Annotated in this window: 11 protein-coding genes and 2 tRNA genes; 2 read left to right on the forward strand and 11 right to left on the reverse strand. The window is 45.2% G+C overall.

Annotated elements, in window-relative coordinates; all coding sequences use genetic code 11:
• Window positions 1-4: 4 nt before the first annotated feature.
• The 6 genes from LOZ91_RS04195 to LOZ91_RS04220 form a co-directional block, all read right to left on the reverse strand.
• Window positions 5-2,842, reverse strand: coding sequence for a monovalent cation/H+ antiporter subunit A (locus LOZ91_RS04195; protein WP_074383643.1), 2,838 nt, complete (start codon window positions 2,840-2,842; stop codon window positions 5-7).
• A gap of 446 nt (window positions 2,843-3,288) precedes the next feature.
• Window positions 3,289-4,671 carry an AAA family ATPase gene (locus LOZ91_RS04200; protein WP_244782703.1) on the reverse strand — a complete coding sequence of 461 codons (1,383 nt, stop codon included), beginning with the start codon at window positions 4,669-4,671 and terminating at the stop codon, window positions 3,289-3,291.
• Between the two features lie 33 nt (window positions 4,672-4,704).
• Window positions 4,705-6,207 carry a UvrD-helicase domain-containing protein gene (locus LOZ91_RS04205; RefSeq protein ID WP_034608364.1) on the reverse strand — a complete coding sequence of 501 codons (1,503 nt, stop codon included), beginning with the start codon at window positions 6,205-6,207 and terminating at the stop codon, window positions 4,705-4,707.
• Window positions 6,208-6,222: 15 nt separating this feature from the next.
• Window positions 6,223-7,005, reverse strand: a complete 783-nt coding sequence (gene hisIE, locus LOZ91_RS04210) for a bifunctional phosphoribosyl-AMP cyclohydrolase/phosphoribosyl-ATP diphosphatase HisIE (protein ID WP_159138540.1) — start codon at window positions 7,003-7,005, stop codon at window positions 6,223-6,225.
• A gap of 226 nt (window positions 7,006-7,231) precedes the next feature.
• A complete protein-coding gene (locus LOZ91_RS04215) occupies window positions 7,232-8,119 on the reverse strand; it encodes an SDR family NAD(P)-dependent oxidoreductase (RefSeq protein ID WP_180040885.1) in 888 nt (295 codons plus the stop codon).
• Window positions 8,120-8,414: 295 nt separating this feature from the next.
• Window positions 8,415-9,692 carry an aminotransferase class I/II-fold pyridoxal phosphate-dependent enzyme gene (locus LOZ91_RS04220; RefSeq protein WP_244782704.1) on the reverse strand — a complete coding sequence of 426 codons (1,278 nt, stop codon included), beginning with the start codon at window positions 9,690-9,692 and terminating at the stop codon, window positions 8,415-8,417.
• 310 nt (window positions 9,693-10,002) lie between these two features.
• Here LOZ91_RS04220 and ettA point away from each other — a divergent pair, with 310 nt between their 5' ends.
• Window positions 10,003-11,664: an energy-dependent translational throttle protein EttA gene (gene ettA / locus LOZ91_RS04225; RefSeq protein WP_005168915.1), complete on the forward strand. Its 1,662-nt coding sequence runs from the start codon at window positions 10,003-10,005 to the stop codon at window positions 11,662-11,664.
• Window positions 11,665-11,733: 69 nt separating this feature from the next.
• Here ettA and LOZ91_RS04230 read toward each other — a convergent pair whose 3' ends face one another.
• The 5 genes from LOZ91_RS04230 to LOZ91_RS04250 all read right to left on the reverse strand — a co-directional run bounded on the left by LOZ91_RS04230 (window position 11,734) and on the right by LOZ91_RS04250 (window position 14,409).
• Window positions 11,734-12,075: a membrane protein gene (locus LOZ91_RS04230; protein WP_004281123.1), complete on the reverse strand. Its 342-nt coding sequence runs from the start codon at window positions 12,073-12,075 to the stop codon at window positions 11,734-11,736.
• A 150-nt stretch (window positions 12,076-12,225) separates the two neighbouring features.
• Window positions 12,226-12,301 (reverse strand) — tRNA-Glu (locus tag LOZ91_RS04235).
• A 36-nt stretch (window positions 12,302-12,337) separates the two neighbouring features.
• Window positions 12,338-12,413 (reverse strand) — tRNA-Ala (locus LOZ91_RS04240).
• Between the two features lie 57 nt (window positions 12,414-12,470).
• The gene (gltX, locus tag LOZ91_RS04245) at window positions 12,471-13,979 is read right to left on the reverse strand and encodes a glutamate--tRNA ligase (RefSeq protein ID WP_005094353.1); all 1,509 of its coding nucleotides are present in this window, start codon (window positions 13,977-13,979) and stop codon (window positions 12,471-12,473) included.
• A 127-nt stretch (window positions 13,980-14,106) separates the two neighbouring features.
• The gene (locus tag LOZ91_RS04250; protein WP_244782705.1) at window positions 14,107-14,409 is read right to left on the reverse strand and encodes a hypothetical protein; all 303 of its coding nucleotides are present in this window, start codon (window positions 14,407-14,409) and stop codon (window positions 14,107-14,109) included.
• A 392-nt stretch (window positions 14,410-14,801) separates the two neighbouring features.
• On the opposite strand from LOZ91_RS04250, the gene LOZ91_RS04255 reads away from it, so the two are divergent.
• Window positions 14,802-15,803 carry a sulfate ABC transporter substrate-binding protein gene (locus LOZ91_RS04255; RefSeq protein WP_244782706.1) on the forward strand — a complete coding sequence of 334 codons (1,002 nt, stop codon included), beginning with the start codon at window positions 14,802-14,804 and terminating at the stop codon, window positions 15,801-15,803.
• Window positions 15,804-16,000: the final 197 nt, after the last annotated feature.

A 16,000-nucleotide genomic window follows, 5' to 3' on the forward strand; every position in this document is an offset into this window, starting at 1 on the left:
TCTATTATCCTCTTGGTACTGGGCCAGTCATACTGGAGTGACGTGAATCGCCCAGGACAGAAATCATCAGCATGGTCGCACCGACTACAGTGACATAGACACCGACATCAAACAGCGCCGCCGAAGCCAGATGCATTTCTCCAATCACGGGTGGCGAGACATAGATATGTGCGCTGGTCAGGAATGGGCGTGACCAGAACCAGGCTGCAACCCCGGTCAAACCGGCAATGGTTAAACCCACGCCAATCCAGATTTCATAAAGACGACCAGATTTGGCACCCAGCAACTGTTCAGTTTTATCCTGTCCCACTGCAATATATTGAATAATTAAGGCCAGTGAGGTGACTAATCCAGCAATGAATCCACCGCCCGGCAGGTTATGGCCACGCATAAAGATATACAGGCTGACTACCAGAGCTACAGGTAAAATCCATGATGCCGTGATACGTAACATCAAGGGGGAGGGATTAAATCGATAGGTCAAACCTTGGGTCATGGTGGTGCCATGCGCACGCATGCCATCCATCAGGCTAAGCACACCAATCGCGGCAATCCCGAGTACAGTAATTTCGCCGAAGGTATCGAAACCACGGAAGTCGACCAGAATCACATTGACCACATTGGTGCCGCCGCCGAGTGGAATTGACTGCTGCAGGAAGAACCATGAAATAGAATTATGATCACGGGTCATGATCAGCCAGGCGATGGTGGCAATACCGAGACCGCCGCCTAGCGCAATGATCGCATCACGCCAGCGCCGGGTTGGACTGGATTCATAAGGGGTTAGCTGCGGTAGCAGAGATAAACTCATTAATAACAAGACGGTGGTTACTACATCGACCGTAATTTGGGTCAATGCCAGGTCAGGTGCCGAGAAGCCAATAAAGACCATGGTCACCACCAGACCTACTGCACCACTGATCAGTACCGCTTTAATCCGTTCATGATGGAACCATAGCAGCATCCAGCAGGCAGAGAACAGCAACATCCACAAGACAATGGCAAGGGCAGGGGCATGGGTCAGCTCACGCGTACCGCTACCGATACCATTGGATAACAATGGGAAACCAACCAGGCCGATGGTAAAGATCACAATCCACAATAAATAGCTTTGTAATTTGCCAGTTTCAGTGGCACGGCGGAAACGACGTGAATTTAACAGCAGATTTTTCAGGAACAGGTCAAACAGGATCCGACCCTGTAAGCGGCCCAGTTTTGGATCCAGATCAATTTCACGTAAGGCACCACCTTTGGCCAGAGAAAAGTAAAACACCGCACCACCGGCCAAAGCAATCACACTCATTAATAATGGCAGATTAAACCCATGCCAGAGGGCCAGATGCGTACCTTCAAAAGCAAAATTTTGAGTCGTTGCCTGCGTGGTACTATTCACGATTTTTTCGACCAAAAGTGCTGGCAATAGACCCACTAAAATACATAAAAATGCCAGTAAAGTGGCGGGTGCACGCATGCCAAATGGTGGCTCATGCGCATTTTTATTCGGGACTTGCTTGCCCAGTGGACCGTCGAAAAATACCCCATGCACCAGACGAATCGAATAAGTGACTGCAAAAATTCCGGCCAATGTTGCCACAATGGCTGAACCGACCAGCACTGGCCCGCTTAAATTGGCCACCAGCTCAGTAAAGAACATCTCTTTGGAGAGGAAACCATTGGTCAATGGAACACCGGCCATAGAGGCCGCAGTGATCATGGTCAGCGTTGCAGTAAAGGGCAGCAGTTGCCACAGACCGGAAAGCTTACGTAAATCACGGGTGCCAGATTCATGATCGATAATACCGGCAATCATAAACAGGGCCGCTTTAAAGGTCGCGTGGTTAATAATATGGAAAATTGCCGCTGCGACTGCCAGTGGAGAACCAATCCCGAGCAGACACATGATCAGACCCAGATGACTGATGGTTGAATAGGCCAACAGGCCTTTCAGATCTTCCTTAAAAATGGCAAAAAAGGCGGCCATGCACAGGGTAAACAGACCGACAAAGGTCACAATATTATGAAACAGTGCCGCGCCAGCAAAAATCGGGAGTAAACGTGCGACCAGAAACAGGCCGGCTTTGACCATGGTGGCCGAGTGTAAATAGGCAGAGACCGGTGTCGGTGCTGCCATGGCATTGGGTAACCAGAAATGGAAGGGGAACTGCGCACTTTTGGTAAAGGCACCGAGTAAAATCAGCAACAAAGTGGGAACAAATAGCGCATGTGACTGGATCTGTTCAGTCATCGTCAGGATTTGATCAATCTGATAAGTGCCGGTAATTTGACCCAGCAGGATGAAGCCACCAAGCATGGCCAAGCCACCCATGCCGGTAATGGTCAAGGCCATACGTGAGCCGCGCTGTGCGGCTTCGTAATTGCTCCAATAGCCCACCAGTAAAAATGATGAAATACTGGTGAGTTCCCAGAAAACCAGCAGGATCAGCAAGTTATTTGACAATGAAATTCCGAGCATGGCTGCCATAAACAGCATCAGCAAGAAATAAAGTTTGCTCAGCGAATTTTTAGGATTGAGATAATAATAGGCATAAATATAGATCAGGGTGCCTATGCCACTGATCAGCAAGGCAAACAGCAGGGCCAGAGAATCCAGACGGAAACTAAAATCGATCCCGAGCTGGGGCAGCCAGGACCAGGTCTGAATGATCACGGCACCATCAAAGATGGCAGGCGCCTGACTCAATAATAATAAGAAACTGCTGAGGCTGACACCAATTGCCCCTAAAGCCGTTACCCCGCGCGAAAATTGCTTCAGCCACGAGACAAGGGTTGTGCCTAATACTAACGGTAACAATATAATAATCGGCAGCACACTCGTATCCATTGTCGTGATTTAGGTTGTGACCAACCTAGGGTGAATCTTCATCTTTCAAGGACTACAGGATTACAAGGAGCAACCCAAACTTCTCAATCTTGAAAGCCAAAAGAATATTCAAAAAGAATATAAAAACAGTTGTATTGCGCAACTTATAAACGATAGCAAATTCCGATTTTACAATGAAATTCGCAAATAAAACCGATCATATTACAGGATAACAACAACATCAACGTTTTTATGTCGAACTTATAAATTATACGCGAGCAGGCTTTTGGCGTGGGGTGGATGCTTAAACAGATCATCCAGAAGTGACCGAAAATTAAGATTAAATTGCAAGCATTGATTGTAAATATGACTAAATGCAGTTTTACAATTGCAAAAAGACAGCACTAAAATGGTCTGGATAAATCTCGATATTCATCGAAACGATCATTACTGTTTTTCAACGTTACTTAGAGCGATTGCGGTAGCGTCGGCTGATCCTGAGCAAGTAAACGTAACAATTCCTGCTGCTGTTCAGGATTCAACTGTTGCTGAATCCGCTGTAATACAGCAAGCGGTGTAGTCGGTTCGGTGACGGTTTCTATTAGCGCTTCTTCGGCAGGAATTGCGTCTGGATCAGTATGTAGACCCATTTCGGCATAGATCTGATCAAACTGGATTTTCATGCTTTCAAGATGAATTGGATGCAACTGTTTATTTTCGAGTCTTAAGCACTGAAAGGCCTGTGCATGTTCCAGTAACTCAGGTCGGTTGCCGGTGGCAATAATTTGCAAGTTAGGAAATGCCTGATGCAGATGTGGCAGAATCTCTGCTGCCAGATCCTGATCCAGCTGATGATCAATGGCATCAATCAACAACACTCCTGTACCTTCCTGACATGGAAATAAACTGTTCGGGTTGAGCAGACAAAGACGCCGTACAATATCGCCCACCAGTGCAATCCAGGTACGGATGCTATTGGGAAGCTGCTGAAAAGTAAAACGCTTGTCCTGATAGGTCAGCATCAGTTGCAGCTTGGGCTGGTATTTTAACTCAATCTGGCTGATGTCAGGCAATACCTGCGACAAGGCATTTTTTAAGGCCGTTAAATGTGGGGTATGCAGCTGTGCCTGGGCTTTCTCGATCTGCCGCGCCAGTTCATCTCCCTGAATATCTTCAGGTTGCTGCAAGGCACGTGCTAAAATCTGATCCATGATCTTGGCGCTTTGCGCATTTTCAATATCACTGACTTCACGCAACCATTCAAAGAAACGGGCAAAGGTCGTAAACGGAATCGCGCCAATGTCGTAAGCATACGCTGTATGGAAAATGGCTGGATTGTTTTTGCTGATCAGATTGACGTCATTGACAAAGCGGTCGGCAGGATAATAGGCAATCAGCGGCAAGCCGAGCAAAGGATCATTGAATCGGGCTTTCTGATAAAGCCCAAGCATGCTGTCCAGTTGCGCGGTTTCGGCTTTGCTAAAGCCGAGTCCTTGACTATTTAAAGTCTTATAGACTTGCCAGGAACAGCTCTGTTGCTGTGTAGCTTCAGTCTGGCTGGATTCTGTAAGCGCTGAAACCTCTTCGGGAAAGCCAACCCGGATATCAATTTTGGATTGCAGCCGGTGTTGCATGATGTCCTGATCTTGCATCACCAGACCGGCAGCCCGGCTATCGCGATAACGTGCTGCAAACCAGGTCAGCGCCTGATAAGCACAGCGTAACAAAGTGGTTTTGCCAGTACCCTGATTGCCCAAAATTAAGGTAAGCGGATATTGTGAATGATCAAGCTGAAGCTGAATCTCTGGAAAATGCAGGGTGTGTTTCAGTTGAAGCGCTTCGATGTGCATAGGTCACCTGTACCATGATTTTACATCCATACCTTAACCGACGGCTTGACGAAGCGACTGCGGCATCTTGATCTTCAGTTGTTGAATCAGGTCATAAATGTGATGAATATTTAAGCTTACTTTAGCACGTGTACAGGCCACGTAAAGTAAACGTAGCTCTTCATCACTAATTTTATGATCTTTTTCATTCAGCTTAAACTGATAGTCATCTTCAATATGCACCCGTTCCCACTCCAGACCTTTGGCCTTATGTGCAGTGGAAATAATATAGTCCGCCTGTCCAATCGGGGTGATTTTGGCCAGGGCTTTTTTCAATGGATCGGTGCCATGTTCATCGACCAGTTTAACCAGCGGTTTGATATCGCTGCCTTCATTGGTTTCACAGTATTCATGCACATCATGCCAGGAATTAAACCAAGCCAATTCCGGCACATCGACCACACGTTTGCCCTGTTTCAACATGGCAGCCGCATCGACAAAACGATTCAGTTTGACATGATCGGCTTGCAGGCTGACTTTATCACCACGCACCAGTCCGGCAAGTAACAGTTCCATGGCCCGGGCATTGGTCCGGCATAAAATTGCATCCCGCATTTTGGTATGCGGTTTATTCACGACTTTAGAATCTAACAACGGATTGCCAAGCAAAGGCACGGTTTCATTCAGTGCACCTAAAATGGCATTGGCATTTAACGCGATTTCAGGGCCAAAACGAAACGATGTGGTCAGGCGTGATTCGGGTAAAGGCAGTTGCTGCATGGCATTCACCGCACCGCGCCAAGCATAAATCTGCTGATGCGCATCACCGACATAAATCACCTGAGTATTCCGCTGTTTCAGCAAAATTCCGAGCATGAGTGGGTCGGCATCCTGCGCTTCATCAAACAGCACATAATCGGCCGGAATATTCGGTTCAGACAGCGCCCAGAGTTTCAGGTAAATATCATGGCCAATCCCGGCCTGATGATTGGGATCGATTGATTCTAGCCAGCGCCGTTCTACGGCCGGATAAAGTTTCTTTTGCAGGATCTCAATATCATCTGGATGTAACCAGCTCGGTGCCTGAATATGCCGCGGAGCAGGGTATTGCGAACTGGTCGAACAGAAATAGCCAACCGCATTGGCGACTAAACTCGCCAGACGCGAAGGCATCAAGACATATTTTTCATAACGCCCACCCATCATACGGCGCATGGTCATCGGTTCCAGACGGTATTCTTTGGCAATAAAGCTTGGGCTTAAACGGGGCAGACGCAGCTTGTCGGTGATTCCACGTGGAACACTGCGAAATGCCAGCGAGTGAAAAGTGCGGCAATCCACGCCACGATGAAATTTGGCTTGCGCTTCACTGGCAATGGCTTTGTTGAAAGCCAGATACATGCCACGCCGTTCAGGCATGGCATCACTGATCATTTGTAGTGTGGTGGTTTTACCTGTGCCGGCATAGGCAATCACTTTAAAGGAATTACCCAGACGGGCATTATCGATGGCAGTGGCCTGCTCATAAGTGGCCTTGGGTTTTTGCAGATCAGACACAGGCATATTCATCATTTAATGCTGACGGCTGGCTTTTTCAACCAGACCGGATAAGCCCTGACGACGTGCCAGCTCATTCAAGACCAGTTGCGGTTCGATATCGAAATAACCCAGCATCACAATGGTATGGAACCACAGATCAGCAACTTCATAGATCAGATCATTTTTATTGTCTTCAGAGACCTGAGCGTTGAAATCTTTGGCAGCCAGCACAGTTTCAAAGCTTTCTTCACCGACTTTTTCTAAAATCTTGTTCAGGCCTTTGTGATAGAGCTTGGCCACATAAGAGGAATCCGGATCGGCCTGTTTGCGTTCTGCCATCATCTGGCCCAGATAGGACAAGACTTCGACCTGTTCAGACTGGGCGCTTGACGCTTCCATCGCCAGCGTATGCGGATTTGTGGATTTTTCACCATAAATTGCAGACGGGTGTTTCAGCTGTGCATCGACAATTTCCCAGCCATTTGGCGTGAGTTTACGATAGAAACAGGATTCACGACCGGTATGGCAGGCAATGCCGCCATGTTGTTCAATTTGCAGCACAATCACATCGGCATCACAGTCCAGACGGATTTCATGTACTGTTTGAAAATGTCCTGATTCTTCGCCCTTATGCCATAACTTGCTGCGTGAACGGGAGAAATACACGGCTTGGTTTTTCTCAGCCGTTAGTGCTAGCGCTTCACGGTTCATCCAGGCCACCATCAAGACACGACCAGTTTGATGATGCTGGGCAATGGCAGGGACTAATCCTTGTTCGTTAAATTTTACTTCATCGAGCCATTGCGCGTTGTTCATAAGGGTTTCCATCATTTCAATCAAAATATAAAAATACGGATAGGAAATATCCGCAGATAGTGTACGTGATCTCGCAGCATTTGCGGCAAAAATCTGTGTCGATAAAGACAGGCTATGTCGTGTGTGATCCAGATGAGCTTGCTTTCACCTAGAGATTTAAAACTGAGACATCAAAAAAGCCGCCCGGTCGGCGGCTCGTATTTTCAGGAAATTATCCCAGTAAAAATTACCAGTGTTCGCCCGGGAACAGCCGTGCATATGCTTTTTGCACCAAATTTAATTTTTGTGGTTGACCCACAGAGGCACTTGAACTTGGGAACAGGTTATAACCAATCGACATCAGAACATTGTTGATATCCGGAGCAATCGAATAAGTAATCGAGGCCAGACGACCCAAACCGGTCGCAACTTTCTTCGGACGTTTCACGATGGCATAGGCAATCAGGTCAGCTGCCTGTTCCGGAGAAAGTGTCGGGACGTATTTATAAATTTTGGTTGGTGCAATCATCGGAGTGCGTACCAAAGGCATATAGATCGAGGTGATGGCGATTTTATGCGAATGTACTTCTGCAGACAGGCAGCGACTAAAAGCATCCAGCGCAGCTTTTGAAGCAACATAGGCCGAAAAACGGGTGGCATTGGCCAGTACGCCAATCGAACTGATGTTAATGATATGACCCGCGCGACGAATCATCATTTGCGGCAGGATATTCATGACCAGACGCACGGCGCCGAAATAGTTCAGCTGCATGGTTCGTTCAAAATCATGGAAGCGGTCGACCGATTCATGCACGGCGCGACGAATCGAACGTCCTGCATTATTGATCAGAATATCGATATGGTCGACTGAAGCAATGATCTGTTTGGAGACTTCATCAATGGCTTCCATATCATTTAAATCACATGGAAATATCGAGGCTTTGCCGCCTTTGGCTTCAATTTCTGATTTTACTTGTTCTAGGGTTTCTTGTGTGCGGGACACCAGTAAAACATGGGCGCCTGCATCGGCCAGTTGATGTGCTGTCGTTAAACCAATACCGCTGGATGCACCGGTAATCAGGATGGTTTTACCTGCAACAGATTTTTCCAGTTGTTTGTGTAGTCTAGTTTTCACGTTTGTTATCCCTAATTTGAAGTCAACGTTCAAATTGTTTTTATTAAAGGTCTATGGCGCTCTAACAAAAAATGAGAGCGAAGGTGAGTACAGATATGATAAACAATTCTTCAGGAAAATCTATATATTAAACTATTGAAATTAAAATAAAAATTAGAGTAATTGCTCTATTTGTGTTCGCTATTTCATTTAACTTTTACCATGAAAATAAAAAGCAAAGCAAGTGGCTGTTTTAGAAAAACAAATCAAAACTCCACCGGTATGGATGGAGTTTTGGGGCTGATGTAGTCGGGCTTTAAACGGTTGCCAGTGCCTGATCCAGATCGGCAATCAGGTCATCAATATGTTCAATGCCAATCGAGAGTCGCACCATATCTTCACTGACACCTGCTGATTTTAACTCCTCGGCATTGAGTTGGCGATGTGTGGTGGTCGCCGGATGACAAGCGAGACTTTTGGCATCGCCGATATTGACCAGACGGGTAAACAGTTGCAGCGCATCAATAAAACGTGTGCCGCCTTCAAGACCATGCTCTACGCCAAAGGTCAGAATCGCAGATGGTTTACCTTTCACATATTTTTGTGCCAAGGCATGTTGTGGATGATCTTTCAGACCAGCGTAATTGACCCATTTTACTTTAGGATGCTGCTGTAAATATTCCGCAATTTTAAGCGCATTTTCAGTATGACGCTCCATACGCAGACTTAAAGTTTCCAAACCTTGCAGGATCAGAAACACATTTTGCGGGCTGATCGCGGCTCCAGTATTGCGTAGTGGCACCACACGCGCTCGAGCGATATAAGCTGCTTCACCGAGAACTTCGACATAGTTTACGCCGTGGTAGCTTGGATCGGGGGTATTCAGCGCGGGAAAGCGTTCAGGATATTTACCCCACGGGAATTTACCGCTATCGACAATGATGCCACCAATCGAGTTGCCATGACCGCCGATATATTTGGTCAATGAATGCACGATAATGTCGGCACCAAAATCAAAAGATTTTTGTAGCACTGGCGTTGCCACCGTATTGTCGACAATCACGGGCACACCGTATTCATGCGCGATTTTTGCAATCTCTTCCAGATCAATAATATTACCCAATGGATTACCAATGGATTCAACAAAGACCAGTTTGGTCTTGTCATCAATCAAATTGCGTAGACTTTCCGGTTGTTCATAATCAAAGAAACGAACGTCAATGCCTTGTTTCGGCAGGGTATGTGCGAACAGATTATAGGTGCCGCCATAAAGCGTAGATACGGATGCAATATTGTCACCGGCTTCAGCAATGGTCTGAATCGCATAGGTAATTGCAGCCATACCAGACGCTAAAGCAAGCGCACCAATCCCGCCTTCAAGTGCGGCGATACGTTGCTCTAACACCGCCGTGGTCGGATTCATGATCCGGGTATAGATATTGCCCTGTACCTTTAAATCGAACAAATCGGCCCCATGTTGAGTATTGTCAAAGGCATAAGATGTGGTTTGGTAAATTGGCACTGCAACTGCTTTGGTGGTGGCTTCAGGGCTATAACCTGCATGAATCGCAAGGGTTTCTGCTTTATAACTCATTATGACTGATCTTCTTGTGTTTAAGTTTATGACTTGAGTGTAACATTTTCATATATAAGTAAAAGTGCAATTTTACTGAAATAGATAGATGAAATAATCATATATAAATTTGGATTCGATGCACTTATTTGACTTAAATCAGCTGTTTGAAAAATCACCATAAATAAACTTGTAACAATGCATTGAAGTTCATGGCAATGGCTTATGTTTTCGCAGCTTTCTGCGTATAATAGCCGATTATTTTTTCGCTCTTTTTTGAGCTGGGGTGGTTGTTTTAACCCCATTTGGTTTTTCAGTTGAGGAGTCCTACGTGGCCCAATATATTTATACGATGAACCGAGTGTCTAAGATGGTGCCGCCGAAACGCGAAATCCTGAAAGATATCTCCTTATCATTTTTCCCGGGCGCAAAAATTGGTGTGCTTGGTCTAAACGGTGCAGGTAAATCGACCTTGCTTCGTATTATGGCGGGCGTAGATAAAGATTTCTCTGGTGAAGCACGTGCACAACCAGGTACTAAAATCGGTTATCTCGAGCAAGAGCCGCCTTTAGATGAAACTAAAGACGTGCGTGGCAACGTTGAAGATGGCCTGCGTGAACCGCTGGATGCCTTGGCACGTCTTGACGAAGTATTTGCAGAATATGCAGCAGAAGATGCTGACTTTGATGCACTTGCAAAAGAGCAGGAAAAGCTCGAAGCCATTATCCATGCATGGGATGCACATAACCTTGCCAATCAGATGGATCAGGCAGCTGCTGCACTGAACCTTCCAGCTTGGGATGCCGATGTTAAACTGCTTTCAGGTGGTGAACGCCGTCGTGTGGCACTGTGCCGTTTGCTCTTGTCCAAGCCAGACATGTTGCTTCTTGATGAACCGACGAACCATTTAGATGCATCATCTGTTGCCTGGTTAGAACGTTTCTTGAAAGACTTCCCGGGTACCATCGTTGCGATTACGCACGACCGTTATTTCCTGGATAACGTGGCTGAGTGGATTCTTGAGCTTGACCGTGGCATGGGTATTCCATACCAAGGCAACTACTCTTCTTGGTTAGAGCAGAAAAATGCCCGTCTAGAGCAAGAGAACAAGCAAGAAGAATCTTTTGCCAAAGCATTGAAAAAAGAACTTGAATGGGTTCGCTCAAATGCCAAAGGCCAGCAAAAGAAAAACAAAGCGCGTATGGAGCGTTTTGAAGAGCTTAACTCGCGTGAATTCCAACAGCGTAACGAAACCTCTGAAATCTACATTCCACCTGGTCCACGTCTAGGCAACAAGGTTGTAGAAGTTGAAGGCATCAGCAAATCGTTTGGTGATCGTACCCTGTATAAAGATTTATCATTCGTTGTACCACCTGCTGCGATCGTGGGTATCGTGGGTGAAAACGGTGCAGGTAAAACCACACTGTTCCGTATGATGACGGGTGAGCAACAACCGGATACCGGTTCTGTGGTACTGGGTGAGTCGGTGAAAGTGGCTTATGTCGGTCAGATTCGTGACACGCTTGATGACAACAAAACCGTTTGGGAAGAAGTTTCTGGCGGTTTAGACATCTTGAAGATTGGCGAATACGAAATTGCATCTCGTGCATATATCGGTCGCTTTAACTTTAAAGGCCAGGATCAGCAAAAACGTGTAGGTCAATTGTCAGGTGGTGAGCGTAACCGTTTACAACTGGCGAAAATCCTGCAAATGGGCGCAAACGTAATCTTGCTCGATGAACCGTCAAACGACCTGGATATCGAAACCTTACGTGCGCTTGAGGATGCCATTCTGGTGTTCCCGGGTACTGTGATGGTGATCTCGCATGACCGTTGGTTCCTGGACCGTATTGCAACGCACATTTTGTCATTTGAAGGCGAAACACCTGAATTCTTCACCGGTAACTATGCTGAGTTTGAAGAATATCGCCGTAAGCGCGATGGTGATGATCTGGTTGCGAAGCGTCAAAAATACCGTAAAATTGGTGTTTAATCCCTGATTTTAAAATAAAAAACCAGCCTTCGGGCTGGTTTTTGTGCTTATAGGGTGGTGGGTAATGACTTAGATTTCCCACTCATGATTACATTCACGACATTTCCATTTCTTTTGGGTCTGCATGAAGGCCTGCATGGAAATTTTAAAATCAGGCAAGTCTTTGTAGAACATAAAGCCGGCGATTAAAGAAAGAATAAAGACGATGACGGTTGCAGTCTGTAAAGTTGTACCTGCACCATCACCAAAGATCCACATCGCGATACTGATGATCACCAGCAATAATAATAGGAACAGGGCGGGCACCAGAAACATCAGGCTTTTAGGAACCACCGGACGTGGAGCTGCTTGACCTGGCTGGGCCACCGGCATGATTTTCGGGCTTTGACACTTAGGGCAACGATATTGCATTACAACTCCAAAATTCTAAATTACTGATTATTTTATCGGAAGATGCGAAGAAACCGAAATATTGCCCAACATAAAATATACAGGCAATAAAAAACCCAAGTCATAATGCTTGGGTTTTTTAAAAGACCACTTCAAAAGTAATCTTGAATATGGCGTCCCTACGGGGATTCGAACCCCGGTTACCGCCGTGAAAGGGCGATGTCCTAGGCCTCTAGACGATAGGGACAATTGAGGCATTACACAGCTAAAGCAAGACTTGATTTGGTGGAGTCAAGGAGGATCGAACTCCTGACCTCTACAATGCCATTGTAGCGCTCTACCAACTGAGCTATGACCCCAGTCTGTGTGAGCGCTATATTAGGGATATCGCGCTCACACGTCAACAAAAAAATTAATTAAGCTTGATCAACCGCTTCATTTTTCGGCAATTTTAAGCTTTCATTGAGTTTTTCCCAGACTTTCAGCTCTTTTTTGCTTGGGCCACCGACAATTTCCAGCGCATGACGTAAACGTGCGAAGGTCAAATCAGGGCCAATGGTGACCATAGTCTGCATCACCGGGGTAGATGCAGTTGAGCCGGCAATGGCAATAAAGAAGGCCGGCATGAAGTCACGCAGTTTAATTTCCATTTGTGCTGCCAAATCCATCAAGGTTTGGCTGACCGTGTCGTTGTTCCAGGTGAACAGGCTTTCTAAACGCCAAATGGCAAACTGCAAGCTTTGACGTACCTGTTCGTCAGACAGTTTTTTGCTGACAAACTGCTCCTGAGTCAGGGCCGGGAAGTGGTTGAAGTAATGCGCAGACCAGTTCACTGCTTCAGACAGCAAGTTGATACGTGGTTGAATCGCAGCTGCGATTTCTTCTAATTTGGCACGGTCTGCTTTCCATGCCAGCAGCGTATCGAGCAATTCAGCAGGAGAAAGGGCTTTGATCCATTGACCATTGAGCCAGTTGAGTTTTTCAACATCAAAGATTGGACCACCGAGTGATACGCGTTTGATATCAAAATGTTCAATCATTTCTGCCAATGTGAATTTTTCACTTTCATCTGGCATTGACCAGCCCATACGACCCAAGTAGTTCAACAAGGCTTCAGGCAGTACACCGATATCTTTGTAATAGTTGATTGAAGTTGGGTTTTTACGCTTAGACAATTTTGATTTGTCCGGGTTGCGTAGCAGTGGCATGTGACACAGCACCGGCATCTCCCAACCGAAGTACTGGTACAGCAACTGATGCTTCGGTGCAGACGGAATCCATTCTTCACCACGAATCACATGCGTGATTTGCATTAAATGGTCATCCACCACGTTGGCCAAATGATAGGTTGGCAAGCCGTCAGTTTTCAGCAGAATCTGCATGTCGACCTGCGCCCATGGAATCTCGACTTCACCACGCAGCATGTCATTAAATTTACAAATACCTTCAGTCGGTACTTTCATGCGAATCACATGTGCTTCGCCAGCAGCCAAACGACGCTCGACCTCTGCTTGAGAAAGGTTTAAGCCTCGACCGTCATAACGTGGAGATTCACCACGTGCTTGCTGTTCAGCACGCATTTGATCCAGTTCTTCGGCAGTGGCGAAACAGTAGAAGGCATGACCTTTTTCAACCAGTTCCAGCGCATAGTTTTTATAAATATCCATACGTTCTGACTGGCGGTACGGTGCATGTGGGCCACCCACATCTGGACCTTCAGACCAGTTGAGACCGAGCCAGCGCAATGAATCCAGGATCATTTTTTCAGATTCAGGTGTTGAGCGCAGTTGGTCGGTATCTTCAATACGAAGGATGAATTCACCCCCATGCTGTTTAGCAAAACATAAGTTAAACAAGGCAATATAGGCAGTACCTACATGAGGAAAACCTGTAGGAGAAGGTGCAATACGAGTACGAACAGTCATAGCCGGATATAATCTAGAATATAAATTTGGTTCTATTATAGCGAAAAAGCCACATCACTTAATGCTTTATTCAACATTCAGTGATGTGGCTTTAAATCCTGCTGTTATTCGAGTTGGTTAAAACTGATTAAGAATGATCGCTAGAAAATATGCTTTGTACGAAGCGGGTAAAGCGATAATTTTGTGCTGCAAAGAAATTTTGTGAAGGTGCGACTTTCAGCGCAGTTAAGACTTTAAGATTATCGTCTGTATGCAGGGTTTTTTCGCTTTTTTGTTGTTGAATTGCTTTTTCAATCGGCGATGTCTTGCTTTCAACAGTATTGACTGAGGCCTTCTGCAAATCTGTCTTCACAACGACGGCATGACCCAGTTGAATCGAAAACAGCATGATCAGACTTAGGATGCTAGCTGTGAATAATTTAAATTTCATATCCAAACTTCCTCCTTGCTTCTGGTTGGTTTTATTCTGTTAAAAATGTTTTTTTAATACTCCGTCTACAATTTAATCACAGTTGATTATAAAGAAGTAGAACCAAGTCACATTTTTTACAAAAAATTAATATAACATCTATGGAAAATTACTAAAAATCGTAATTCTCTCTTCTGGCGGCCTATTTTTAACAGACAACTGTGAAGAGAACGTGAAGAACTGTCTTATATTGTAGCAGGAGATTAATTTTTTAGCAGAATATGTATCCAGGTTTAATTGTTAGCAGATATCTCAAAATCAGAAATAGATCATCAATATTATTATAAACACATGATTTTTATATTTATTTTTTATTTATACAGTGTGGTTATCTCAATAATGAGTCACATAACATGAAAAAAATAATAGCAACCGCAATCTTGACAATATTTACAGCAACCACCATGCAAAATGTAATGGCCAAAGATTTCCTGAATGTCTCTTATGATCCGACCCGTGAATTTTACCAAGAATATAATCAGGAGTTTGGCCAGTTCTGGAAGCAGAAAACCGGACAGACAATCAATTTTAAACAGTCACATGGCGGTTCAGGCAAGCAGGCACGTTCGGTCGTCGATGGTTTGCAGGCCGATGTGGTGACTTTGGCTTTGGCCAATGACATTGAGGAAATCGTCAATGCCGGTTTAATCGAGAAAGGCTGGCAAAAAGAGTTTTCAAATAATTCAGCACCGTATACATCGACAATCGTTTTTTTGGTGCGTAAGGCTAATCCCAAGCAAATCAAGGACTGGAATGATCTGACCAAACCGGGTGTCGAGATTATTACGCCTAACCCGAAAACTGGTGGAGCGCCACGTTGGATCTATCTGTCTGCTTGGGGCTATGCGCTGAAACAGCCCGGTGGCAATGATGCCAAAGCCCGAGATCTGGTCAAAAAGCTTTATCAAAATGTCAAAGTGTTGGATTCCGGTGCCCGTGGTTCACTGACGACTTTTGCCGAGCGCGGTATTGGCGATGTACTATTATCTTGGGAAAATGAAGCTTTGCTGGCAACGCAAGGTCTAGGTAAGGACAAGTACGATATCATCTATCCCTCTATTTCAATTCTGGCCGAGCCATCGGTGGCAATCGTTGATAAAAATGTGAATAAAAATGGCAATGCCAATCTGGCGAAAGGCTATTTGAATTATCTGTATTCCCCGAAAGGGCAGGAGTTGGCTGCGAAATATTTCTTCCGTCCACGCGATGCTAAAGTGGCTGCCAAATATTCCGTCCAATTTCCGAAAACTCAAACCTTTACCATTGATAAAGTCTTTGGTGGCTGGGCAAAAGCGCAAAAAACCCATTTTGTGAATGGGGCGATTTATGACCAGATTTATAATGAAAAGCGATAACAAGCTTGAATCTAAATTGAATGAAGAAAACGGATAAAGCGTTATCCGTTTTTTTTATATTTAATGCATAAAATTCTATATATTCGAAATAAGTGAAATGACTGGCTATATTTTGTTTTTAAAAACAGATGATTAAGAATAAAAAACCTTTGATTATATCGTGTTGTGATGTTGTAGGTTGAATTGCGATAAATGAT

The sequence above is a fragment of the Acinetobacter sp. F-1 genome (assembly GCF_022869025.1).
GTDB lineage: Bacteria > Pseudomonadota > Gammaproteobacteria > Pseudomonadales > Moraxellaceae > Acinetobacter > Acinetobacter pseudolwoffii.

Coding starts and splice junctions, on each gene's coding strand:
- LOZ91_RS04250 (WP_244782705.1), bottom strand. CDS start 14,409: ATGAAATTTAAATTATTCACAGCTAGCATCCTAAGTCTGATCATGCTG.
- LOZ91_RS04220 (WP_244782704.1), bottom strand. CDS start 9,692: ATGAGTTATAAAGCAGAAACCCTTGCGATTCATGCAGGTTATAGCCCT.
- gltX (WP_005094353.1), bottom strand. CDS start 13,979: ATGACTGTTCGTACTCGTATTGCACCTTCTCCTACAGGTTTTCCTCAT.
- LOZ91_RS04255 (WP_244782706.1), top strand. CDS start 14,802: ATGAAAAAAATAATAGCAACCGCAATCTTGACAATATTTACAGCAACC.
- LOZ91_RS04230 (WP_004281123.1), bottom strand. CDS start 12,075: ATGCAATATCGTTGCCCTAAGTGTCAAAGCCCGAAAATCATGCCGGTG.
- hisIE (WP_159138540.1), bottom strand. CDS start 7,005: ATGAACAACGCGCAATGGCTCGATGAAGTAAAATTTAACGAACAAGGA.
- LOZ91_RS04195 (WP_074383643.1), bottom strand. CDS start 2,842: ATGGATACGAGTGTGCTGCCGATTATTATATTGTTACCGTTAGTATTA.
- LOZ91_RS04200 (WP_244782703.1), bottom strand. CDS start 4,671: ATGCACATCGAAGCGCTTCAACTGAAACACACCCTGCATTTTCCAGAG.